The sequence below is a fragment of the Nocardioides candidus genome, assembly GCF_041321175.1.
GTDB lineage: Bacteria > Actinomycetota > Actinomycetes > Propionibacteriales > Nocardioidaceae > Nocardioides.
In genome coordinates, this window is the sequence record NZ_JBGGWC010000001.1 from 928,014 (window position 1) to 949,556 (window position 21,543).

The window sequence follows — 21,543 nt, forward strand, 5'->3', positions numbered from 1 at the left end:
CGGCTAACGCAGCCACACGGCGGTGTCGGGCGGCAGCACGTCGTCGACCGGCGCACTGCTGATGACCACCTCGCCGGCGGGCAGGGCCACCGGCTGCCGGCCGGCGTTGAGCAGCACGGTGAGGTCTGCCCGGCGTACGACCAGGAGGTCGCCGTCGGCCTTCGCGACGCACGTCTCGTCGGCGCCCAGCACCGCCGCGCGCCGGGCGGCGAGCGCGCGCCGGTAGAACGCCAGGGTCGAGCCGTCGTCGGTCTCCTGCGCCTCGACCGTGAGGCCGGCCCAGTCGACCGGCTGCGGGATCCAGGGTTGTCCGGCCTGCGGCCCGAAGCCGTACGGCGGCGCCTCGCCCGACCACGGGAGCGGCACCCGGCAGCCGTCCCGTCCCGGCTCGCCGGTGCGGAACCACGACGGGTCCTGGCGCGCCTCCGGCGGCACGTCGACCTGCTCCAGGCCCAGCTCCTCGCCCTGGTAGAGGTAGGCCGATCCCGGCAGCGCGAGCATCACGAGCGTCGCGGCGCGGGCCCGGGCGAGCCCGATGGGTCCGCCGCCGTACCTCGTCGGGTGCCGTACGACGTCGTGGTTGCTCAGCACCCAGGTCGGTGGCGACGCGTGCGCGCTCGCGAGCGCGGCGATGGAGCTGTTGACCACCTCGGCGAAGCCGCGCGCTGACCACGGTGTCGTGAGCCACGCGAAGTTGAACGCCTGGTGCAGCTCGTCGGCGCGGACGAACTCGGCCATCGACGCCGGCGTCTGCGTCCAGGCCTCGGCGACGGCCATCCGGTCTCCGCGCTCGTCGGCGTACTCGTCGAGCACGCGCCGCCAGCGCCGGTAGACCTCGTGGGTCTCCGGCTGCTCCCACATCGGCTCGTCCCGCACGACGCGCTCGACCATCGACCGGGGCGGCCCGTCCGGGTCGTCGGCCGGGATGACGTTGGGCGGCGGGGGAGGGGCGTCCGTCGAGCGCTCCTGGTCGCGCAGGCTCGCCTCCTTGTAGAGGCCGTGGGCGACGTCGATCCGGAACCCGTCGGCGCCCCGGTCGAGCCAGAACCGCAGCACGCCCTCGAACATGTCGCCCACCTCGGGGTTGCGCCAGTCGAGGTCGGGCTGGGTGGTGTCGAAAAGGTGGAGGTACCACTGGCCGTCGGGGACGCGCGTCCAGGCGGGGCCGCCGAAGACGGAGTGCCAGTTGTTCGGCGGCTCGTCGCCGCCGGGGCCGCGGCCGTCGCGGAACAGGTAGCGCGCCCGCTCGGGCGAACCCGGCGGGGAGGCCAGCGCCGCGCGGAACCACACGTGCTCGTCGGAGGTGTGGTTGGGCACCAGGTCGACGATCACCCGCAGCCCGAGCTCGTGCGCGCGGGCGAGCAGCGCGTCGGCGTCGGCGAGCGTGCCGAAGAGCGGGTCGACATCGCGGTAGTCGGCGACGTCGTACCCGTGGTCGTGCTGCGGCGAGGTGTAGAACGGCGTGATCCAGAGGGCGTCGACGCCCAGCTCGCGCAGGTAGGGCAGCCGGGAGGTGATGCCCGGCAGGTCGCCGACGCCGTCGCCGTCGCTGTCGGCGAAGCTGCGCACGTAGACCTGGTAGACGACCGCCTCCCGCCACCAGTGCGGCCCGGCGAGGTCGGCCGTCACGAGAAGTCGTCCGGGTTGATGGTGATCCACACCTGCTCGGCGGTCGCGAGCAGCTCGCCGTCGGCGGTGTAGAGGGAGGAGGCCGTCCGTGCCTTGCGGCCCTCGACACCGAGGAGGGTGCCGACGCTGACGTGCGGTTGCCCGCTCAGCGGCAGCCGGAGGACCTGCGCGGTCATGGTGCCGAGCACCATCGGGCGCTCCTCGACGCCCGCCGCCCAGCCGCTGGTGCAGTCCAGGGCGGCCCAGGTGATGGGCACGGTGACGTCGTACGGCGTCCACACGGTCGCGACCCGCAACGGATCGTCGGCGAGCCGGCCCGGGAAGACGTGCAGCCCGTCGCCCTCGGCGCGCTCCGGGCCGCAGGCGAAGCAGGTCGGGAACGGATGGCCGCGGAAGCCCGCGTAGCGGGTCTGCGCGTCGGTGGCGACCTCGACGGTGGTGGCCTCGACGGGCGTCGGCGTGGCGCTGTCGACGCGGGCCTCGGCGACCGTGCGGCCGTCGTCGGTGGCGACGATGCCGGCCTCCCCCTCGGCGATCGGCAGTGGTCGGTCGAGCGGCGGCGGCAGCCGCAGGGCGACGGTCACCGGGGTGTCGGCGCGGGCGGAGAGTCGCTCGGCGAGGGCCCCGGCGGTCCAGCCGCCGTTGCCCGACCGCGGCGGGCCGTGGAAGCGCTGCGGCACGATCAGAGGCTCTGTCGTCGGCTGGGCGTTCGGCTGCATGCCCCGAGCCTGCCAAACGGCCGCGGGGGCACGCACGGTGGGCGGAGCGACGCGAGCGGGCGCGATGGGTGAGAATGGCGGGGTGAGTGACCTGATCGACACCACGGAGATGTACCTCCGCACCATCTACGAGCTCGTGGAGGAGGGCATCGTCCCGCTCCGCGCGCGGATCGCGGAGCGCCTGCACCAGAGCGGGCCGACCGTGTCGCAGACGGTCGCGCGCATGGAGCGCGACGGGCTCCTCACCGTCGAGGGCGACCGCCACCTCGAGCTCACCGAGGACGGCGAGCGCCTCGCCACCCGCGTGATGCGCAAGCACCGGCTGGCCGAGCGCCTGCTGACCGACGTGATCGGCCTCGACTGGGAGCTCGTCCACGAGGAGGCGTGCCGCTGGGAGCACGTCATCTCCGAGACCGTCGAGCGCCGCCTGCTCGAGCTGCTCGACCACCCGACCGAGTCGCCCTACGGCAACCCGATCCCGGGGCTCGCCGAGCTCGGCGAGGAGCACCACGGCCAGGAGTTCATGACCGATGTCGAGCCGCTCTCCAAGGCCGCCGTCGAGGAGCCCGGCCGGGCCCTGGTGCGCCGCATCTCCGAGGAGATGCAGAAGGACGAGGCGCTGATGAGCGCCATGCGCCGCGTCGGCGCTCTGCCCGACAAGACGATCACCATCCAGGCCACCGCCGACGGCGTGCTCGTCGGGTCCGGCGGGGAGACGGCCGAGATCTTCCCCGAGGCCGCCGACCACATCTTCGTCAAGCGCCTGTAGGCGCGGGGGAGACGGACCTCGTCCGCAGCCCGGCCAGCGCCGGCAGCCAGTCCGACGTCCCGGCGTCGACCTTGTACGACGCCAGGTCGTCGCCGCGGGTGGACCCGCGGTTCACGATGACCACGGGCACGCCGAGCTTGGCTGCCCGCTTCACGAAGCGCAGGCCGCTCATCACGGTGAGGCTCGAGCCGGCGACGAGCAGCACGCCGTCGGTGGCGGCGAGCCGGTCGACGGCGGCGTAGCAGCGCTCGACGCGCGCCGCGGGGACGTTCTCCCCGAAGAACACCACGTCTGGCTTGAGGGCTCCGCCGCACGCGCACGCCGGCACCACGAAGCCGGCCGTGTCGTCGAGGTCGACGTCGCCGTCGGGGCGGTCGGCGACGGCCGCGTGCCGCTCCACCCAGCCCGGGTTGAGTTCGGCCAGCCGCTGCTGGAGGGCCGAGCGGGCCGTCGTACTCCTGCAGGAGAGGCAGACCACGTCGGCGATGCGGCCGTGGAGCGCGACCAGGTCGGGGGTGCCGACGGCCTCGTGGAGGCCGTCGACGTTCTGGGTGATGACCAGGTCGGCGCCGAGGGTCGCGACCGCCGCGTGGCCGGCGTTGGGCTCGGCGCGCCGCATCCGTGACCAGCCGAGGTGCGAGCGGGCCCAGTAGCGCTGCTGGGCCTGCGGACCGGACACGAACTCCTGGTAGGTCATCGGCATCCGTGCCGGCGCCCCGGGGCCGCGATAGTCGGGGATGCCCGAGTCGGTGGACAGTCCCGCTCCCGTCAGCACGACCAGCGGGCGCTCCGCGCAGAGGGCCAGCGCCGCGGTGGTCGCGGTGGTGGTGGGCGCGGAGGTCACGGCTGCAAGAGTACGGCGGCCCGTGCAACCCGCGACCGGGTCCGATCCGTTGAAGAGTCATGAGGGTCGTGACGTGAGCAGCCGGGACCGGGACCGCGAGTTCGCCGACTTCGTGCGCGCCCAGCGCAGCGGGCTCGTGGCGACCGCCCGCCTGCTCGCCGGAGGGGACCCGCACCTGGCGGAGGACCTCGTCCAGACCGCCCTGGTGCGCGTCTACCTCGCCTGGCGGCGGGCCCGCTCGGGCAACCCGGTGGCCTACGCCCGCCGCACCCTGGTCAACTGCGCCACCGACCACCACCGCCGGGCGTTCACCCGCCGCGAGCACACCGCGGACACGATGCCCGACCGTGCGGTCCACGACGACGACTCCGGCGGCACCGACCCGGCGCTCCTCGCCGCCCTCGCCACCCTGCCGCCACGGATGCGGGCGGCCGTGGTGCTCCGCCACGTGCACGACCTCTCGGTCGACGACACCGCCGACGCGCTCGGCTGCACGGCCGGCACCGTCAAGAGCCAGACCTCGCGCGGCCTCGAGAAGCTGCGCGCCGCCCTCGTCGTACCCACCCTCGAAGGAGAATCCCGATGAACGACCTGATCGACCGCCTCGCCCGTCTCGACACCACCGCGACCGACCCGGCCGACCACGAGGTCGCCGCCGACCTCTCCCGCGGACACGCCGCGCTCGGCCGGCGGCGCCGCACCCGCGCCGCCGTCGCGGGCGCCGGCCTCACCCTCGGTGTCGGCGCCGTGTTCGGAGTGGTGGCGGTCGTCGGTCACGACGACGCCGTACCGCCCGCGGCCGCGCCGCGGCACGCCGACCGCTCCCACGGGGCCGGCCTGCAGCTGGTCGACTACGCCGGCGCGCAGCCAGTGGGCTTCGAGCTCGCGAAGGTGCCGCAGGGCTACGTCGTGCAGGGCTCGGACAGCTTCGTGCTGACGCTGGCGAAGCCCGGCGACGACAGCCACTACCTCGCCTTCGACCACAAGGTGGTCGTGATGCTGCAGTCCAAGGACGCCGCGCAGAAGCTCGGCAGCGGCACCGACGTCACGGTCGGCGGCGAGCCGGGTGTGATCGAGGGCAGCGCGGGGGAGACCCGCAACCTGCGCTACTTCGACGGGCCCAACCTCGTCGACATCCAGGTCTGGCAGGACATCGACCTCACCGACGACCAGCTGGTCGAGCTCGCCGAGGCCATCACGGTGACCCACGACGTCGAGGCGGGCGTGGGCTGAGCCCCCGCGATCAGCCGTAGCGGAGGCGCGCCTTCTCGCGCGCCTTCGCTGCCTCGACCTCGCGGTCCTTGGGCGGCGCGGTCGTGACGAGGTCCTCCAGCAGGTGCTGGGTGATGTGCGCGATCTCGGCGACCGCGCGGTCGAAAGCCGCCTGGTTGGCCTGCGACGGCTTCGTCGCACCGCTGACCTTGCGCACGTACTGCAGCGCGGCGGCCGTCACCTCGTCGGTCGTGGCCGGCGGCTCGAAGTTGTGGAGGACCCGGATGTTGCGGCACATGCTCCGAGCGTACGACGGCGCGCCGACGGCTACGACCTGTCGTGCAGGTCGAAGAACTCCACGTCCTCGCCGGTGACCAGCACGACCCGCCCGTCGGGCAGGGGCACGGCGCGCACCTGGTCGACGTCGTCGCCGTACTCCACCTGCACCATCCGGTTGTGCAGCCGGCCGTCCTCGATGTGCACGACCGACAGGTAGCCGACGCGCGTGCGGCGGTAGTCCTGGATCACGGTGAGGAACGTGCGGGCGGAGTTGATGAACGTGAACGACCGGGGGTCCGTGCCGGCGAGCGGGTCGGTGCCGTTGGCGTAGTGCAGCACGTCCATCCGGTGCACCCGCTCGAGGTGCGCGACGTTGAAGAGGCCGGCTTGGGCGCCCCAGCCGTGGCCGGTGGGTCCCTGTCCGATGCCGACGAGCCGCTTGGGCCCGAGCGGGTGGAGGTAGGAGGAGAAGCCGGGGATCTTCAGCTTCGCGATGAGGCGCGGTCGCTTCACGTCGGTGAGGTCGACGGCGAGCAGCGGGTCGACCTGGCGGTAGGTCACCAGCACCGCGAGTCCGTCGGACCAGCGCACCGACGTGAGGTCCTCGTGGCGGCCGAGCCCGTCGAGGCGCCCGACCTCGACGAGGTCCTGGCCGTCCTGCTCGAGCGTCACCACCGAGTTGAAGTCGCCGGTCTCCGACGTCGGCGTCACCGCGACGCGCAGCACGTCGTCGGCCTCGTCCATCGCCCATCGGTCGTCGATCGCGCCCTCGACCTCGCCCGAGGCGACGTGCGTCGCCCGGGTGCCGTCGAGCGCGAAGTCGAACAGGTAGGTGCTGCCGCCGCGCACGCTCGGCACGCTGCGGGTGTAGGGGCACTCCTCCCAGCAGCCGATGCCGTCGCCCCACGCGGGCGTGGCCGCGAGGTAGAGGTGGTCGGTCGACTCGTAGGCGATGTCGGTCGCCCCGGCCAGGCCGATCGCGTCCACGGAGGTCGCGTCGCCGGCGTCGAAGCCGACGATGCTGACGGTGTCGAGGGTGAGCTCGTCGTCCGGGACCGCCACGTCGGTGCAGTCGAGCAGCTGGTCCGGGTCGCCGCCGTCGGCCGCGATGGTGGGCAGCCAGTCCTCGATGGTCGACCGCTTGATCCTCTGCCGGTTGCGGTCGAGCGCCTCCCGGCGGTTGAGGCCGCGGTGCGGGTGCGCGAAGCCGAGGTCCGGCAGCCCGCTCGACAGCACCAGGCGTACGTCGGCGCCGTGCTGCCGTGCGGAGAGCAACCGCGCGTCGTAGGCCACGTCGTCGACGACCTCCGGCCGGCGCGGGTCGGTGAGCGACACCGTGAGGACCCGGGTGCCGACCCTGGCGCTCTCGCCGTAGGTCGAGGAGGTCCGGGGCGCCTCGTCGTCGGTGCCCACAGCGACGACCGTGTCGCCGGTGAGCATGATCTCGGTGCCCTCGATGCCGTCGAGGCGCAGGGACGAGAGCCGCTCGGTGTGCGGCCCGGTCACGTCGTAGACGACCAGCTCGTCGTCGCGGACCCGGGCGAGGAGCGAGCCGTCGGTCTTGACGACGTCGGGCTCGTCGACCCCGATCTCCTGGACGTTGGTGCCGGTGTCGCTGTCCTGCTGGCGCACCGTGTGCGGCGCGTCGTCGTCGGTCGACCGTGCGTTGTAGCTCAGCGCCCCGGTGTCCGCCCAGGGAGCGCTCGCCTGCGGGACGTAGCCGTCGTCGGCCAGACCGTTCAGGTTCCCGTGCAGCTCGGTGGTCATCGACTTGGCGCTGACCAGTAGGTCGCGCCCGTAGTAGCCGCGGTAGGGGTCCTCCCAACCCCACGCCGTGACGCGCCCCAGACCGCGGTCGACGTAGGCCTCGAGCAGCTCGTCGCAGGACTCCGCGGGCTCGAGATCGGCCTGGAACGCGACGTTGGTGGACTCGGCGAACGGCGCACTGTCCGCCGAGTCGTCGCTGCCGCCCCCGCCGCTGCCGCCGTTGACCAGCGCCCCGGCGATGAACGCACCGACGACGCCGGTGACGACGCCGGCGGTGAGCAGCGGCCGCACGAGGAAGCGCCGCCGTCGACCGGAGCCGCTCGCCGCGCCGGCGGCCTTGCGACCCGCCCGCAGGATGTCGTGGGTGGGGGCCTTGCCGACGGGCAGGTCGTCCCAGAGCTCTTCGAGGTCGGTCATCGCGAAGCGCCTCCGCTCAGGTCGAGTAGGTGGTCGTTCGCAGCCAGCTGGGCCAGCGAGCGCGACAGCCGGCTCTTGACCGTGCCGGCGGGGATGCCGAGCACATCGGCCGTCTGCCGCTCGGTCAGCTGCACGAAGTAGCGCAGCACGACGACGTCGCGGTTGGGCTTGGTCAGGCACGACAGGGCGCGGTGGACGGCATCGGCCACGGCGACGGAGTCGGTGCTGTCGGCGGCGGCGAGGAAGCGGCCGTCGTCCTCGAGCGCGCCGGTGGCGGCGCGGTCCTTCCACCACCTGCTCCGCCGGGTGTCCCGCAGGCAGTTGAGGAGCATGCGGTAGACGTAGGCGTCGCGGTTGTCGGCGTTGCTGACCTTGTCCCAGCCGGTGTAGCACCGCACGAGCGTGGTCTGGGCGAGGTCCTCGGCCTCGTGGGGCAGGGCGCCGAGGAACACCGCTGCGCGCACGAGCGTGCGCCACGCCTGCTCGACGTACTCCGCGTACGCCGCCTCGCTCTCTCGGTTCACGAGCTCACTTCCTGCTGGGCTGCTGACCGTACGACGGAACGACGACCCAGGGAGGTTCCATCGTTCTCGGGACGTTCGCTGCGCGACCTCCTCGACCGGCGCTCGTCGCTGGTGGGAGGATCGTCGGCATGGCTGCGACCCCCGCCTCCCGGACCTACGACGTCGTCCTCCTGGGAGCCACCGGCTTCACCGGAGGGCTGACCGCCGACTACCTCGCCGAGCACGCGCCCGACGGGGTGCGCTGGGCGATCGCCGGTCGCAGCAAGGAGAAGCTCGAGAAGGTCCGCGACCGGCTCGGCGCCGGCGGGGAGGGCGTCGACCTGGTGGTCGTCGACTCCACCGACGAGGCCGCGCTGCGCGACATGGCCGCGCAGACCAAGGTGGTCGCGACCACGGTCGGCCCCTACCTGGAGCACGGCGGTCCGCTGGTCGCCGCCTGCGCGCAGGAGGGCACCGACTACGTCGACCTGACGGGCGAGCCGGAGTTCGTGGACCGCATGTACGTCGAGCACCAGGCGACCGCCGAGAGGTCGGGCGCCCGGCTCGTGCACGCGTGCGGGTTCGACTCGATCCCGCACGACCTCGGTGCCTACTTCACCGTGCAGGAGCTGGCGGGTGCCGTCGGCGGGGAGATCACCGCGCCGGTGACCCTGCGTGGCGTGGTGCGCTCCAACGGCACGTTCTCCGGCGGCACCTTCCACTCCGCGCTCAACGCCTTCGCCCGCGCCAAGCAGATGCGCGAGGCGATGCAGGCGCGCAAGCGGGTCGAGCCCCGCCCCAAGGACCGCAGGTCCCGGGCCGTCGCGGGCAAGCCCGGTCGCGACAAGACGCTGGGCTACTGGCTCCTCCCGCTGCCGACCATCGACCCGTTCGTGGTGGCCCGGAGCGGCGCCGCGCTGGCGTCGTACGGCCCGGACTTTCGCTACTCCCACTTCGCCGGCACCAAGACCCTGCGCTATGCGGCGGGCGGCATGGCGGGCGCCGGCGGGATCGCGGTCGCCTCCCAGGTGCCTCCCCTGCGCAACGCGCTGAAGAAGCGGGTGCCCCAGGGCTCCGGCCCGTCCGAGGGGCGCCGGAGCAAGTCGTGGTTCAGCGTGGAGTTCGTCGGGGAGAGCGACGGGACGACCGTGCGCACGAAGGTCTCCGGCGGCGACCCGGGCTACACCGAGACGGCCAAGATGCTCGCCGAGTCGGCCCTGTGCCTCGCCCTCGACGACAACCCGACCACCTCGGGCCAGGTGACGACCGCCCAAGCCATGGGCGACGCGTTGCTGACGCGGCTGCGGGCCGCGGGCCTCTCGTTCGATCGCGTCTCCTAGGACGACGTCCCGGCGCCCGGCCCGCCGCGGCCGGCGCCACGCCCGGACAGTGGTCAATCTGCGGGTGGGGCGGCGCCGCAACCCTTACGGTTCGACTACCCGTGATCGCGTAGGAAAGGTTCAAGAGGTGGCGGAACCGCTCCCCGCGGGGCCGGGCCGGTACAGCCGGCCGGTCCGCGCTGCAGCCATCACCGCGCTGGTGGGCGTGGTGCTCACCGTGCTCGGCACGTGGGCGGCACACCGGGCTGACGAGGCGACCGAGGACCGGCTCCTCGAGACCCAGTCGAAGCAGGCGGCCGCCGTGCTCTCGACGGCGATCCTCGTGATCCAGCAACCGCTGACGACCGCGCTCCAGGTGCAGGCTGCCTCCGGGCGCGACGGTGCCCCGACCGTGTTCCGCCACGAGTTCGCCGCCAACGTCGGCAAGGACGGCCCCTTCGTGGCGGCCTCGCTGTGGCGCCGGGAGGGGCAGACCTACACCCGGCTCGCCGCGGTGGGCGGCACCCCGGGGATCGACCCGCGGGGGCCCGAGATCCAGCAGCTGCTCGGACGGGCGATGCGGGCGAAGACGTCGGTGGTGGAGCTGGTCGACATGGGCGACCAGAGCCGGATCGCCTACGCCATGGCCGACCCGGCCACCGGGCTCGTGGTGAAGGTGGAGCGCGCGATCCCGGCTGATCGCCGGGCACCGGTCGACCGCGACTCGGCCTTCTCCGAGCTCGACTACGCCATCTACGTCGGTGACGATGTGGACGAGGGTGAGCTGACGACGACCGATGTCGATCCGGCCAGCCTCCCCCTCGACGGGCGCACCCACACCGAGAAGGTCCCCTTCGGCGACACCTACCTCATCCTGGTGGCCCGCCCGGTCGACCACCTCGGCAGCCCGCTCAGCCAGCAGCTGCCGCTGATCCTGCTGCTCGGTGGGCTTCTTCTCACCGCGGCCGTCGCCCTGGTGGCGCGCCAGGTCGTGTCCTCGCGGATCCGGGACGAGACCGACGCGGCCACCATCAGTCAGCTCTACGAGACCAACAACGCGCTCTACGAGGCCCAGGGCGAGGTCTTCGTCCGCATGCAGCGCGCCCTGCTGCCCCAGGTCATCCCCGCGATCTCGCAGGTCGAGGTCGCATCCGAGTACGTCGCCGGCACCGAGGGCGTCGAGATCGGCGGCGACTTCTACGTCATCGTCCCGGTCGGGGAGGACCGCTTCGGCTTCGTCGTCGGCGACGTGTCGGGCCACGGCGTCGACGCGGTCGCCGAGATGGCGCGCGCCCGCTACACGCTGCGCGCCTACCTCCAGGACGGCGACGGTCCCGACGAGGCCCTCGCGAAGTGCTCGCGCCAGTTCGACATCGCGGTCGACGACCACATCGTCACCGCGGTCGTCGGTGTCGGGACGTGGGCCACGGGCGAGGTGGTCCTGGCCAACGCCGGGCACCCGCTGCCCCTCGTGCTCTCCGACGGGAGCGGGGAGTACGTCCAGATGCCGATCGGTCCTCCGCTCGGCGTCGGCCCGTCGTCGTACGACGTCGTGACGATCGACCTGCCCGTCGGTGCGACGATCCTGGGCTTCACCGACGGCCTGGTCGAGCGCCGGGGCGAGGACATCGACGTCGGGATGGAGCGCCTCCGCGAGGAGGCCGGCCGCCACGCCCACGAGGACCTGTCCGAGCTGCTCGCCTCGTTGCTCGAGCGGCTGCGCGGCGACGACGCGGCCGACGACATCGCCCTCCTGGCGCTGCGGCGCACCGCGCCGGGCGTCTGACCGGCGTCAGCGGCCGATCGGCTTGTGGACCAACCCGTCGTCGATCATCTGCTGGAACTGGTCGGCGATCGTGTCCGACGGCTTGCGGTAGGTCAGACCGAGCTCGTCGATCGAGCGCGAGTTGTCGAACTCGAGCTTGTAGCCGACGTTCTTCTCGACGAACTCACGCGAGTAGCCGGCGGCCGGCGCCACCAGCTTGAAGACCGACTTGGGCACCTTGGCGACCGGGAACGGGTAGCTGTGACCGAACCGCTTGCGCAGGATCCGCCCCATCTTCAGCATGCTCATGCTGCTGGCGTTGGTGATGTAGCGCCCGTGGGCGGTCGCGGTGAAGCCGGCCAGCACGTGGGCGCGCGCGACGTCGCGCACGTCGACCAGACCGAACCGCAGGTCGGGCGCGCCCCCGGCGAGGCTGCCGTTGACGAACGTCCTCATCGTCGTCATCGAGCCCGACTTGCTGGCCGTCGTGAGCGCGGGCCCGAGGACGAGGCCGGGGTGGATCGTCACCATGTCCCAGCGGTCCTGCGCCGCGCAGATCTCCCAGGCGGCCTTCTCGGCGACGGTCTTGGAATAGGGGTAGGGCTGGTGGTCGACGCTGCTGGTGGTGTTCCAGTCGTCCTCGGTGAACGGACCGCGGCCCACCATGTCGACGTTGTCGCCGTGGATCGCGACCACACTGCTCGTGAGGACCACCCGCTTGACCGACTCCGTCGCGTCGACGCTGCCGAGCACGTTGCGGGTGCCCTCGAGCGCGGGTGTCACGAGCTGCGCCATCGGGTCGCGGACCTTGCCGAGCAGGAAGGGCGACGCGGTGTGGATGACCAGCTCGCAGCCGTCCATCGCCTCGGCGAACGAGCCGTCGTCGAGGAGGTCGGCGGCGTGCAGCGTCAACCGGCCCTCGTGCTCGGCCGCCAGGGCGTGGAGGTGCTCCAGCCCGCTCGACTTGTCGGGGTTGCGCACCGTGCCGCGGACGGTGTGGCCGTCCTCGAGCAGGTAGCGGACGATCCAGCTCGCGACATATCCGGTCGCGCCGGTGACCAGCACAGGCTTGGTCGGGTCGATCTCGGTCACTGCGCAGCTTCCTCTCGGCGGCCCCTCCCCGCGGCGTCAATGTAGCGCCTCGTAGTCGGACGGGAGGTGGGGGACCGGCGGGGCCGGTGTGACTCAGGAGGTGCCCGATCGGCGCGTTCCGCCCGGATGCTCCCGTCCGAATACGGTCCGGACGCGATCAGCTGTCGAGTCGGGTCAGCGGCTCGGCCGCCAGTCGGGGTGGCCCCGGTAGACCCCGCGCTGCTGAGGGATCACGTTCTTGTTGTGCGTGCCGTCCTTCCGCACGATCTGCAGGCTGTCGGACCGGCCGCTGGCGAAGACGATGCGCCTGCCGTCGGGTGACCACGCGGGGTCGGGCTTCGCGCAGTGCTTCTGCACGTCCACCGAGCCCGCGCTGCCGTCGAGGCGGAACGACTTCACCCAGCTGGCGCAGTAGCCGCGTGGCTCCTCGCCCCAGTAGAGGAGCTGGTTGCCGTTGGGCGACCAGTCGGAGATCGCCCAGTTGCTCGCATACCTGGGCAGCCGGGTCAGCTCTGTGCCGTCGAGCCGCACCGTGAAGACCGAGCTGAAGAAGTAGCCGTAGCCGTAGTCGTCGTCGTAGCGCGACAACATGATGGCCAGGTGCTCACCGTCGGGGGACAGCACCGGGCTGCCCGCACCGTCCCACTCGCTGTAGTCGTCGTAGGGCGGTTCCAGGGGTCCCGGCACCAGCGGGAGGTCGATCGGAAGCTGCTCCTCCGTGCCGGTGCCTGTGCTGTGCAGCAGGAAGGCGGGGTCCTCGCCGTGCCCGCCCGGCCACCGCACCACGAGGACCCGGCCGCCGGTGGGCATCCAGCCGACGAGCTCGCCGTCCGTCAGCACCCGCTTGTGGGAGCCGTCGGAGTTCATCAGCCACACGCTGCCCGGACGCTCGAAGGCGATGCGGCTGCCGGAGGGGGACCACATCGCGTTGGACGCGTCGTGAGAGGTGGTCAGCCGCTTGTCGCCGGTGCCGTCGGGCCTGACCGAGAAGATGTCCGTGCCCTGCTTGCCGTCCACGGGCCACGACTTGGTGTAGGCGATCCTGCCGTTGGTGACCACGGCCCGCGAGGCGGAGGTGGCCACGGTGCCGGTCGCGGAGCCGGCTGCTGGACCGGCCACGCTGGCGGAGAGCGCTCCGGCCGCGACGGCCATCACACAGAGGGTCGAGATCGTTCGCGTCTTCATGGTGACTCCCTGGGCCTCGGACGGTCGCGGCTGTCTCAGGGAGAGTGCATCAAAGATCGGTGGACGGCATCGGCCGAACGACGGATCCTGTCCGTGCGGTGCCCCCGGCCAGAGTCGAACTGGCGACCTTTCGCTTAGGAGGCGGCTGCTCTATCCACTGAGCTACGGGGGCGCGACGTGCGGAGCTGCCGGAGGCATCCCGCACGAGCGGTACGAAGCCTAGCGATCGGGGGCGCAGGCACAGAAGCCGACGCATCCTCGTGGCCCGGTCGGCGTCCATCGCCGACCGCCCCTCAGCGCGTGACGATCGAGGTGAAGGCTGCCGCGAGCGAAGCGGCGACCCCTGCCGGCTCACCCAGGTAGCCGTTGACCATCCCGCCGTCGCGGACGAGCATCAGCTGCCGCGCGGCCGAGTCCACGTCGTCGCAGCCGGCCTCGGCGGCGATGTCGGCGAGCTCGCTCAGCATCCACTGTCGGTGTGCATCGACGACACGTCGCACAGGGTCCGCGGGATCCGGGAACTCGGCGGCGGCGTTGATGAACGCGCACCCTCGGAACCCTGGGCTGCAGCTCGCAGCGCCGATGTCGGTGGCGAGCCTCTGCAGCGATCCCATCGGATCTCCCTCCCGGTGGACGCTCTCGACCCAGGCGCGTTCACCGGCTGCCTGGTGCTCGAGGTAGGCCACGACCAGGTCGCTCTTGGTGCGGAAGTGCCGGTAGAAGGTCACCTTCGTGATGCCGACCCGCTCGATGACGCGGTCGGCGCTCGTGGCCCGGATGCCGTCGGCGTAGAACAGCTCGTTGGCCACCGCGACGATGCGCGCTCGCGTCGCGGCGCCCGAACGGGCGCCTGCCACGGCAGCGCTCCTCGTGTTCATCCCGTCCTCCATCACGGCTCCGGCCAGTTGCGTCGATCGCGGGGGACAGTCTATCGTCTCGATGTAGACGTACTAGTAACTCTACATGGGCTGCGGACGATCGCGCCCACCATTTCCGCCACCAGCCAGAGGAGAACCCATGTCCACGATCGAGTCCGCGTCACCCCGTGAGGTCGCTCCGCGGCCCTACCGCGCATCCCTGCGGCGGCTCTACCTCGCCCGGTCCGCCTTCGCGGTCGTGTGGGCCGCGTTGCTGCTGGCCCACGGCCCGACGACCGGACCGTGGCTGACGGTCCTGCTGGTCGGGTACCCGCTGTTCGACGCGGGCGCGGTGCTCTGGCAGATCCGTGCCCGGGCCGACGCCCACGGTCGGCCGATGGCCCAAGGGATCAACGTGGTGGTGAGCGCCGTCGTCGCGATCGCTCTCGGCGTGGCATCGGCCGGGTCGATCGGGGCGGTCCTCGGTATGTGGGGGGCGTGGGCGATCGGTGCCGGGATCCCTCAGCTCGTCGTCGCGGTCCGCGACCGCGGGCTCGGCGGCCAGGTGCCTCAGATGCTCAGCGGGGGCATCTCGGTCCTCGCGGGAGCATCGTTCCTCGGCCAAGGCCTGACAGGCGCCGACAGCGTCGCGGGCATCGGCGGGTACGCGCTGGTCGGCGCCCTCTTCTTCCTGCTCTCGGCCCTCCGGCTCGGCTCGGTCCTGCGGCGCACGGATGCTGACGGAGACCGTGGTGTGCGCGCCGCGGCGGACACGCCGGATTCGTGATCGAAGGGTTCGCCGTTCACAATGGAGGGAACGACCGGTAGGGGTTCCGGCTTGGGCGGCCCTCCTACCGTGATAGGCGCCCCGCAGCGCCGACCGTGCCGCGACAGCCCAGCCAGGTGAGACCTTGACGAACACCCCTGCCGACGACGACACCTCTGCAGGTGACCCCGCCGGCCGACGCAAGGCGCAGGCGAGGCGCGTCACCGCGTCGGTGACGAACCGCAAGGTCGCGGGCAAGCGCCGGATGCGCAAGCGGCACACGGTCGCGAAGGTGATCGCGGCGGCGCTCGCGCTCCTTGCGATCGGCACCGCCTCCGCGGTCGTGGTGATCTACAACCACTGGAACTCCAACCTCAACCACGTCGACCTCACCGCTCAGCTCGGCGACGACCGGCCGACCAAGGAGGACGCGGAGGGGCCCCAGGAGCCGCTCAACATCCTGGTCATGGGGTCCGACACCCGCGACTGCGACGGCTGCAACATCGACGGGCTCACGGGTGACGGCCAGCGGTCGGACACCACGATCCTGCTCCACCTCTCCGCGGACCGGAAGTACGCCTACGGCGTCAGCATCCCGCGCGACACCCTCGTCGACCGTCCGGTCTGCTACAACGAGGACGGCAGCGAGATCCCCGCCGCCTCGCAGGTGATGTGGAACGACGCCTTCTCCGTCGGTGGCGCCGCCTGCACCATCCGCCAGTTCGAGCACATCTCCCACGTGCGCGTCGACAACTACGTCGTCATCGACTTCCAGGGCTTCAAGGACATGGTCAACGCCCTCGACGGCGTCGAGGTGTGCATCCCCGAGGACATCGACGACACCGAGCACGGCATCACGCTCAAGGCCGGCACCCGTGAGATCAAGGGCGACGAGGCACTGAGCTACGTCCGGGTCCGCCACGTCGGCGACGGCACCGACCCCAACCGGATCCGCCGGCAGCAGGCCTTCATGGCCGCCATGATCAACAAGGCGATCTCGGGGGGCATGCTCGTGCGGCCCGACCGCCTCGTGAAGTTCCTCAACGCGGTCACCGGCTCGATCCAGACCGACTACGACAACATCGCGCAGCTCGCCGACCTCGGCCGGGGCTTTGCCGGCATCGGGCTCGACAACATCAAGTTCGTGACGACGCCCTGGGTCTACTCCACGACCCAGGAGGGCCGGGTCGAGTGGACCGACCGCGTCACCGAGCTGTGGAAGCTGCTCCGCGACGACCAGCCGTTGACGAAGGAGTTCAGCGAGCAGTCGATCAGCGCGGCCGACGACCCGGACGGGACGACGAGCCCGCCGGCCGAGGGCCAGACCGGCTCCACGGACGGCCCGAAGAAGAACAAGGACGACCAGGGCCTCTCCGACGAGCAGCGCCAGAACGCGGGTCTGTGCACGTGAGTGACGAGCAGGACGCCGTACGACGCCCGCGCCGGGAGACCGAGTGGGAGCGCCGCCGGCGGCTCGCGGAGGTCTTCGGGGACGGCCTCCCCGACGTCACGAGCGACGAGCGCGACCCGGGTGAGCGCTCCGAGGAGGGCGAGTCGGCCAGCGAGCGCTGGCTGAAATCACAGGTGCCGCCCCACCACGGCGGGTGAGACGGCACTCTGCGTCGTTGCGATCGTCGGCGCGACCGCCTGCGGATCAGGCCTCGCGGCTGGTCAGCGCGTTGCGGATGTCGGTGAGCAGCTCGATCTCGGTCGGGCCGCCGGCCTCGACGGGGAAGAACTTGTCCTTGGCCTTGGTGTAGGGCAGGACCACCAGGAAGTAGACGACCGCGCCCAGGATCACGAAGGCGATGACGGCGTTCATGAACGCGCCGAACGAGTTCTTGTCGTTGCTGAAGACGTCGCTGACACCGTCCGGCAGCTGAGCCGTGAGCCAGGCGACGAAGGTCGACACGACCGCAGCGAAGGACGCGGCCATGATGAAGGCGACGGCGACCTCGACGAGGTTGCCGCGCAGGAGGAAGTTCTTGAACCCGGACATCTGTGTTTCTCCTCTTTCCGAGACTATTTCCCTACACCCCCGGCAGGGACCGCTCACGAAACTAGCGGTTGGGCCACGCGAAAGTCACGAAGGCGGTCACCGCTGCGGCGGTGACCTCGGCCACCGCGGTCTCCGAGATCCCCAGCACCACCAGGCGTCCGCTGAGCGCGTCGGCGCCGTCGGCCGGAGGCGGCACGGCGAGCACGATCGCGCCGGCCGCGATGGTCGAGGTGGTGCTGTGCTCGGGGTCGGTCGCCATCAGGTCGATCACGTCGCCGGCGGTCAGGAGCGCGGCCTGGGCGGCGTCCGAGAGCCGCACCGGTACGGCGACGCGCCCATCCGCGGCGTCCGCCAGTCCCGGCCCGACGACCCGGACGTCGGTGACGGGTTCGCCCGCGCGCAGCGGTGAGGCGAGGACGGCCCCGGCGACGCCGTTCTCCTCCGTCACCGCCCCGCCCGGGAGGGCGTCGGGAGGGACGTCGGCGACGGCGAGGTCGCCGGTCCCGAGCACCTGACCCGCGGGCAGGTCGCGGGCGGCGACGACGAGCTCGACCGTGGGTGCCGCCGGCGGCGCCGTCGCCCGCAGCCCGGCCGCGACCGCCCCGGCGACGCACAGGACGGCGAGCAGGCGGCGGCGTCGGAGCACCGCTCGCCGGACCGTGGTCAGCCGGTCGCGGAGGTGGTCACGAGGGGAGCGCGGTGCGGGAGAGTCCATGGGCCGACGCTAGGCGCGCGGGCACCGCGGCCGCGCCCCTCGCGCGGCCTGTCCACAGACGGCTCAGGCGGAGGCGGGAGCCGGGGTGCTCGAGCCCGACGACGTCGACGAGCCCGACGACCCCGAGGAAGAGGTGGAGCCCGTGGAGGACGACGAGGAGGAGCTCGACTCGGACGACCCGGAGGTCGTCGTGCCGGCGCTGGTGGAGCTCTCGCTCGAGGAGCTCTTGCCGCGGCTGTCGGTGCGGTAGAAGCCCGAGCCCTTGAAGACGACGCCGACGGCGTTGAAGAGCTTGCGCAGCCGGCCCGAGCACTCGGGGCAGACGGTCAGCGCGTCGTCGGAGAAGCTCTGGAACTGCTCGAAGGCGTGGTCGCACTCGGTGCAGGCGTACTGGTAGGTCGGCATCGGCACTCCGCGTGGGTTAGCACTCTCGTGTTTCGACTGCCAATGATAGGCGACGCGACCAGGAGTCGGCACAATGACGACACCATGACCGCTGCCACTCGCCGCTTCGCCAGCTGGCCGGCCCCCTTCCGGTGGACCACCTACGTCGCCGCCGGGCTCGTCCTGCTCCTGGTGCTCCTGACGATCGTCTCGGTCGTCGTCGTACGCCGCTCGTGGCCGCAGCTGGACGGCGAGATCGAGATCCAGGGCCTGCAGGGCGACGTGCAGGTGCTGCGCGACGACCACGGCATCCCGCAGATCTACGCCGACTCGATGCACGACCTCATGCTCGCCCAGGGCTACGTGCACGCGCAGGACCGCTTCTTCGAGATGGACGTACGGCGGCACGCGACCGCCGGGCGGCTGAGCGAGATGTTCGGCGAGGACGCCCTCGAGACCGACGAGGTCGTGCGCACGCTGGGATGGCGGCAGGTCGCGGAGAAGGAGCTGACCCTCCTGGAGCCGGCCACCCGCGACCTCCTCGACGCCTACGCGGAAGGGGTCAACGACTACCTCGCGGACCGGTCGCTGTCGGAGATCTCCCTGGAGTACTCCCTGCTCGACCTCTCCGGGCTCGACTACCACCCCGAGGCGTGGACCGCGGTCGACTCGATCGCCTGGCTGAAGGCGATGGCCTGGGACCTCAAGGGCAACCTCGACGACGAGATCGCCCGGGCCCTGTCGGTGGCCGCGGTGGGGCCCGCACGGGCGCAACAGCTCTTCCCGCCGTACCCCTACGACGAGCACCCGCCGATCGTCCAGCAGGGCGGCGTCGTCGGCGGGGTCTTCGAGCAGGACGTCGACGGCAGCGGCGAGAGGCTGCCGCGGCCGCCGGTCGGGCCGGACGTGCAGCGCGAGCTGAAGGGCGTGCAGCAGGTCGTCGACGCGATGCCGGCCCTGATCGGCAAGGGCGACGGGATCGGCAGCAATGCCTGGGCCGTGAGCGGCGACCTCACGGCGAGCGGTGCGCCGATCCTCGCCAACGATCCTCACCTCGGCATCTCGCTGCCCGGCGTGTGGACCCAGGTCGGCCTGCACTGCCGTGAGATCACCGCCGCCTGTCCGCTCGACGTCGCGGGCTTCAGCTTCTCAGGGGTGCCCGGCGTCGTGATCGGGCACAACGACCACATCGCCTGGGGCTTCACGAACCTCGGGCCCGACACCACCGACCTCTACGTCGAGCGGGTGCGGGGCGACCGGTGGCAGCACGACAGCCACCTGGGTCCGATGACCGTGCGCGAGGAGACGATCAAGGTGCGCGGCGGCGACGACGTCACGCTGCGGGTCCGGGCGACCGCGCACGGCCCGATCCTGTCCGACCTCGACGACGACTTCGGCGACCTCGCCGCAGACGCGGGCGACGGGATCGCCGACGACGACGGCGACCGGTGGGACCACGCCGTCGCCCTGGCCTGGACGGCGCTGCAGCCACGCCCGACCGCCGATGCCCTCTATGCGCTCAACCTCGCGACCGACTGGCGCTCCTTCCGGGCGGCGCTGTCGGACTTCGCCGCACCCGGGCAGAACGTCGTCTACGCCGACACCGAGGGCCACATCGGCTACCAGGCGACTGGACGGGTGCCGATCCGCAGGCCCGGCAACGACGGCCGGATGCCGGCCGCGGGCTGGAGGTCCGCCAACGACTGGTCCGGCAAGTACGTCCCCTACGACGCCCTCCCGCACGTGCTCGACCCTGCCTCCGGCATGGTGGTCACCGCCAACCAGGCGGTCGTCGACGACAGCAGCGGCTACCCCTACTTCCTCACCGACGACTGGGACCGCGGCTACCGGTCCGCCCGGATCCAGGCACTGCTGGAGCGGCACGACGACCTCACCGTGGGCGACATGTCGGCGATCCAGTACGACGACCGCAACCCGATGGCAGAGGTGCTGACGCCGTACCTCCTCGGCATCGACCTGCCGGCCGGCTACTACTCCGACGGCCAGCGGCTGCTGGACCACTGGGACTTCCACCAGGGCGCGGGCAGTGCAGCGGCGGCGTACTACAACGTCGTGTGGCGCGAGCTGCTGCAGCGGACGTTCGACGACGAGCTGCCCGAGGACGTCCAGCCCGACGGCGGCGACCGGTGGTTCGAGGTCGTCACCGACCTGCTGACCCGGCCCGGCGACCCGTGGTGGGACGACGTCGAGACCGACGACGTGGTGGAGACCCGCGACGACGTCCTCGAGGCGTCGCTGCGGGCTGCGCGCGACGACCTCACCGCCCGGCAGTCGCCCGACGCCGACGAGTGGAGCTGGGGCAAGCTGCACCGGCTCGAGCTGCGCTCCTCGACGCTGGGGGAGTCGGGCATCGGGCCGATCGAGGCGCTCTTCAACCGCGGGCCGTGGGACGCCAGCGGCGGTGGCGCGATCCCCAACGCCACGGGGTGGGACGCGACGGAGGGGTACGACGTCGTCACGGCGCCCTCGATGCGGATGGTGATCCCGCTCGACGACCTCGACGGCGCCCGCTGGATCAACCTCACCGGCGAGTCCGGCCACGCCTTCCACGACAACTACACCGACCAGACCGACCTCTATGTCCGCGGCGACACGTTGCCGTGGGTCTTCTCCCCCGACGCCGTCGACGAGGCCGCCGAGCACCGCCTCACCCTCGTGCCGGACGCCGGCTGACGCGGAGCTCAGCCCGTGGTGAAGCGGGTGACGCCGTCGGGGGTGGCGGCTGCGCTCACGCGGCGGTCGTGGGGCTCGGCCGGCACGTCCTGGCCGAGCTCGTCGGCGTAGAGCAGGACACAGGTGAAGGTGCCGACCGGGACCCGCGCGAGAGCGCGGTCGTAGGAGCCGCCGCCTCTGCCGAGGCGCATCCCGTCGGGGGAGACGGCCATCCCGGGCAGCAGGACGACGTCGGCCGTGGCGATCGCGTCGGGCCCCAGTCGCTCGCCCGCGGGCTCGAGCAGGCCCCGGCCGGCGGGGGCGAGCGAGGACGGCCCGCGGTACACCGACCAGTCGAGGTCGTTGTCGGGCAGCAGCACGGGGAGGACCACCCGCTTGCCCGCTCCGACCAGCCGGTCGAGGAGCTCCGACGTGCCGGGCTCGGTGCCGACGGACACGTAGCAGGCGACGGTGGCGGACCGTCGTACCTCGGTCGCGGCGAGCACGTGCCCGGCGATCGAGCGGGCGTCCGCGCCCACGTCGGTGAGGGGGCGGCGACGGCGGGCGGTCAGCAGCTGGTCGCGCAGTGCGAGCTTGGCCAGACCGGTGTTACCGCCCGGTTCTGGGCATGATTGCGGACTCGGCACCC

The 21,543-nt window shown here is 72.1% G+C and carries 22 protein-coding genes and 1 tRNA gene; 9 read left to right on the top strand and 14 right to left on the bottom strand.

The features are described 5' to 3' along the window. Positions 1–3 precede the first annotated feature (3 nt). A complete protein-coding gene (locus ACAX67_RS04560; protein WP_370702625.1) occupies positions 4–1,629 on the bottom strand; it encodes a glycoside hydrolase family 13 protein in 1,626 nt (541 codons plus the stop codon). After that, positions 1,626–2,348 carry a hotdog fold domain-containing protein gene (locus tag ACAX67_RS04565; RefSeq protein ID WP_370702626.1) on the bottom strand — a complete coding sequence of 241 codons (723 nt, stop codon included), beginning with the start codon at positions 2,346–2,348 and terminating at the stop codon, positions 1,626–1,628. The genes ACAX67_RS04560 and ACAX67_RS04565 overlap by 4 nt, the downstream gene beginning before the upstream one ends. 82 nt (positions 2,349–2,430) lie before the next feature. On the opposite strand from ACAX67_RS04565, the gene ACAX67_RS04570 reads away from it, so the two are divergent. Continuing rightward, a complete protein-coding gene (locus ACAX67_RS04570; RefSeq protein WP_370702627.1) occupies positions 2,431–3,117 on the top strand; it encodes an iron-dependent transcriptional repressor DtxR in 687 nt (228 codons plus the stop codon). On the opposite strand, the gene ACAX67_RS04575 is transcribed toward ACAX67_RS04570, so the two are convergent. After that, complete coding sequence (locus ACAX67_RS04575) at positions 3,104–3,961, bottom strand: Sir2 family NAD-dependent protein deacetylase (protein ID WP_370702628.1); 858 nt, start codon at positions 3,959–3,961, stop codon at positions 3,104–3,106. The genes ACAX67_RS04570 and ACAX67_RS04575 overlap by 14 nt on opposite strands. Positions 3,962–4,034: 73 nt before the next feature. On the opposite strand from ACAX67_RS04575, the gene ACAX67_RS04580 reads away from it, so the two are divergent. Both ACAX67_RS04580 and ACAX67_RS04585 read left to right on the top strand, forming a co-directional pair. Continuing rightward, positions 4,035–4,547 (top strand): SigE family RNA polymerase sigma factor, encoded by a 513-nt coding sequence (locus tag ACAX67_RS04580; protein ID WP_370702629.1) that lies wholly within the window; start codon positions 4,035–4,037, stop codon positions 4,545–4,547. Next, positions 4,544–5,194 carry a hypothetical protein gene (locus ACAX67_RS04585; RefSeq protein ID WP_370702630.1) on the top strand — a complete coding sequence of 217 codons (651 nt, stop codon included), beginning with the start codon at positions 4,544–4,546 and terminating at the stop codon, positions 5,192–5,194. Before ACAX67_RS04580 ends, ACAX67_RS04585 begins: the two co-directional genes overlap by 4 nt. 10 nt (positions 5,195–5,204) lie before the next feature. Here the strand turns inward: ACAX67_RS04585 and ACAX67_RS04590 are convergent, their stop codons facing one another. Genes ACAX67_RS04590 through ACAX67_RS04600 form a run of 3 tightly spaced genes read right to left on the bottom strand, consistent with a single transcriptional unit; the run spans position 5,205 to position 8,160 of the window. Next, a complete protein-coding gene (locus ACAX67_RS04590) occupies positions 5,205–5,471 on the bottom strand; it encodes a DUF2277 domain-containing protein (RefSeq protein ID WP_370702631.1) in 267 nt (88 codons plus the stop codon). A 29-nt stretch (positions 5,472–5,500) separates the two neighbouring features. Further along, entirely contained in the window at positions 5,501–7,636 is a 2,136-nt protein-coding gene (locus ACAX67_RS04595) for a beta-propeller domain-containing protein (RefSeq protein WP_370702632.1), read from the bottom strand. Next, complete coding sequence (locus ACAX67_RS04600) at positions 7,633–8,160, bottom strand: sigma-70 family RNA polymerase sigma factor (protein ID WP_370702633.1); 528 nt, start codon at positions 8,158–8,160, stop codon at positions 7,633–7,635. Before ACAX67_RS04600 ends, ACAX67_RS04595 begins: the two co-directional genes overlap by 4 nt. 128 nt (positions 8,161–8,288) lie before the next feature. Here ACAX67_RS04600 and ACAX67_RS04605 point away from each other — a divergent pair, with 128 nt between their 5' ends. Beyond that, complete coding sequence (locus ACAX67_RS04605; protein WP_370702634.1) at positions 8,289–9,479, top strand: saccharopine dehydrogenase family protein; 1,191 nt, start codon at positions 8,289–8,291, stop codon at positions 9,477–9,479. A 127-nt stretch (positions 9,480–9,606) separates the two neighbouring features. Continuing rightward, the gene (locus ACAX67_RS04610) at positions 9,607–11,244 is read left to right on the top strand and encodes a PP2C family protein-serine/threonine phosphatase (protein ID WP_370702635.1); all 1,638 of its coding nucleotides are present in this window, start codon (positions 9,607–9,609) and stop codon (positions 11,242–11,244) included. Positions 11,245–11,250: 6 nt separating this feature from the next. Here ACAX67_RS04610 and ACAX67_RS04615 read toward each other — a convergent pair whose 3' ends face one another. The 4 genes from ACAX67_RS04615 to ACAX67_RS04630 form a co-directional block, all read right to left on the bottom strand. After that, entirely contained in the window at positions 11,251–12,315 is a 1,065-nt protein-coding gene (locus tag ACAX67_RS04615; protein WP_370702636.1) for an SDR family oxidoreductase, read from the bottom strand. 174 nt (positions 12,316–12,489) lie between these two features. After that, on the bottom strand, positions 12,490–13,500 hold the full coding sequence (locus ACAX67_RS04620; protein ID WP_370702637.1) for a TolB family protein: 1,011 nt from the start codon (positions 13,498–13,500) through the stop codon (positions 12,490–12,492). Positions 13,501–13,599: 99 nt separating this feature from the next. Continuing rightward, a tRNA-Arg gene (locus ACAX67_RS04625) sits at positions 13,600–13,672 on the bottom strand. A 121-nt stretch (positions 13,673–13,793) separates the two neighbouring features. Continuing rightward, positions 13,794–14,357, bottom strand: a complete 564-nt coding sequence (locus ACAX67_RS04630) for a TetR/AcrR family transcriptional regulator (protein ID WP_370702638.1) — start codon at positions 14,355–14,357, stop codon at positions 13,794–13,796. 160 nt (positions 14,358–14,517) lie between these two features. Between ACAX67_RS04630 and ACAX67_RS04635 the strand changes: the two genes are divergently transcribed. The 3 genes from ACAX67_RS04635 to ACAX67_RS04645 all read left to right on the top strand — a co-directional run bounded on the left by ACAX67_RS04635 (position 14,518) and on the right by ACAX67_RS04645 (position 16,731). After that, positions 14,518–15,144 carry a hypothetical protein gene (locus tag ACAX67_RS04635; RefSeq protein ID WP_370702639.1) on the top strand — a complete coding sequence of 209 codons (627 nt, stop codon included), beginning with the start codon at positions 14,518–14,520 and terminating at the stop codon, positions 15,142–15,144. Positions 15,145–15,268: 124 nt separating this feature from the next. Further along, positions 15,269–16,534 carry an LCP family protein gene (locus ACAX67_RS04640; protein WP_370702640.1) on the top strand — a complete coding sequence of 422 codons (1,266 nt, stop codon included), beginning with the start codon at positions 15,269–15,271 and terminating at the stop codon, positions 16,532–16,534. Next, entirely contained in the window at positions 16,531–16,731 is a 201-nt protein-coding gene (locus ACAX67_RS04645; RefSeq protein ID WP_370702641.1) for a hypothetical protein, read from the top strand. The genes ACAX67_RS04640 and ACAX67_RS04645 overlap by 4 nt, the downstream gene beginning before the upstream one ends. Before the next feature lie 46 nt (positions 16,732–16,777). Here the strand turns inward: ACAX67_RS04645 and ACAX67_RS04650 are convergent, their stop codons facing one another. The 3 genes from ACAX67_RS04650 to ACAX67_RS04660 all read right to left on the bottom strand — a co-directional run bounded on the left by ACAX67_RS04650 (position 16,778) and on the right by ACAX67_RS04660 (position 18,242). Continuing rightward, on the bottom strand, positions 16,778–17,122 hold the full coding sequence (locus tag ACAX67_RS04650; protein ID WP_370702642.1) for an MscL family protein: 345 nt from the start codon (positions 17,120–17,122) through the stop codon (positions 16,778–16,780). Between the two features lie 61 nt (positions 17,123–17,183). After that, a complete protein-coding gene (locus tag ACAX67_RS04655; RefSeq protein ID WP_370702643.1) occupies positions 17,184–17,837 on the bottom strand; it encodes an SAF domain-containing protein in 654 nt (217 codons plus the stop codon). Positions 17,838–17,900: 63 nt separating this feature from the next. After that, positions 17,901–18,242: an FmdB family zinc ribbon protein gene (locus ACAX67_RS04660; RefSeq protein WP_370702644.1), complete on the bottom strand. Its 342-nt coding sequence runs from the start codon at positions 18,240–18,242 to the stop codon at positions 17,901–17,903. An 84-nt stretch (positions 18,243–18,326) separates the two neighbouring features. On the opposite strand from ACAX67_RS04660, the gene ACAX67_RS04665 reads away from it, so the two are divergent. After that, positions 18,327–20,915, top strand: a complete 2,589-nt coding sequence (locus ACAX67_RS04665; RefSeq protein ID WP_370702645.1) for a penicillin acylase family protein — start codon at positions 18,327–18,329, stop codon at positions 20,913–20,915. Positions 20,916–20,923: 8 nt separating this feature from the next. On the opposite strand, the gene ACAX67_RS04670 is transcribed toward ACAX67_RS04665, so the two are convergent. Further along, complete coding sequence (locus ACAX67_RS04670) at positions 20,924–21,541, bottom strand: 5-formyltetrahydrofolate cyclo-ligase (RefSeq protein WP_370702646.1); 618 nt, start codon at positions 21,539–21,541, stop codon at positions 20,924–20,926. Positions 21,542–21,543 lie beyond the last annotated feature (2 nt).

What these genes read in the sequence shown, in the direction of transcription:
- ACAX67_RS04590 (WP_370702631.1), bottom strand. Translation starts at nt 5,471, where the DNA reads ATGTGCCGCAACATCCGGGTCCTCCACAACTTCGAGCCGCCGGCCACG.
- ACAX67_RS04650 (WP_370702642.1), bottom strand. Translation starts at nt 17,122, where the DNA reads ATGTCCGGGTTCAAGAACTTCCTCCTGCGCGGCAACCTCGTCGAGGTC.
- ACAX67_RS04635 (WP_370702639.1), top strand. Translation starts at nt 14,518, where the DNA reads ATGTCCACGATCGAGTCCGCGTCACCCCGTGAGGTCGCTCCGCGGCCC.
- ACAX67_RS04655 (WP_370702643.1), bottom strand. Translation starts at nt 17,837, where the DNA reads ATGGACTCTCCCGCACCGCGCTCCCCTCGTGACCACCTCCGCGACCGG.
- ACAX67_RS04585 (WP_370702630.1), top strand. Translation starts at nt 4,544, where the DNA reads ATGAACGACCTGATCGACCGCCTCGCCCGTCTCGACACCACCGCGACC.
- ACAX67_RS04595 (WP_370702632.1), bottom strand. Translation starts at nt 7,636, where the DNA reads ATGACCGACCTCGAAGAGCTCTGGGACGACCTGCCCGTCGGCAAGGCC.
- ACAX67_RS04665 (WP_370702645.1), top strand. Translation starts at nt 18,327, where the DNA reads ATGACCGCTGCCACTCGCCGCTTCGCCAGCTGGCCGGCCCCCTTCCGG.
- ACAX67_RS04605 (WP_370702634.1), top strand. Translation starts at nt 8,289, where the DNA reads ATGGCTGCGACCCCCGCCTCCCGGACCTACGACGTCGTCCTCCTGGGA.
- ACAX67_RS04565 (WP_370702626.1), bottom strand. Translation starts at nt 2,348, where the DNA reads ATGCAGCCGAACGCCCAGCCGACGACAGAGCCTCTGATCGTGCCGCAG.
- ACAX67_RS04620 (WP_370702637.1), bottom strand. Translation starts at nt 13,500, where the DNA reads ATGAAGACGCGAACGATCTCGACCCTCTGTGTGATGGCCGTCGCGGCC.
- ACAX67_RS04660 (WP_370702644.1), bottom strand. Translation starts at nt 18,242, where the DNA reads ATGCCGACCTACCAGTACGCCTGCACCGAGTGCGACCACGCCTTCGAG.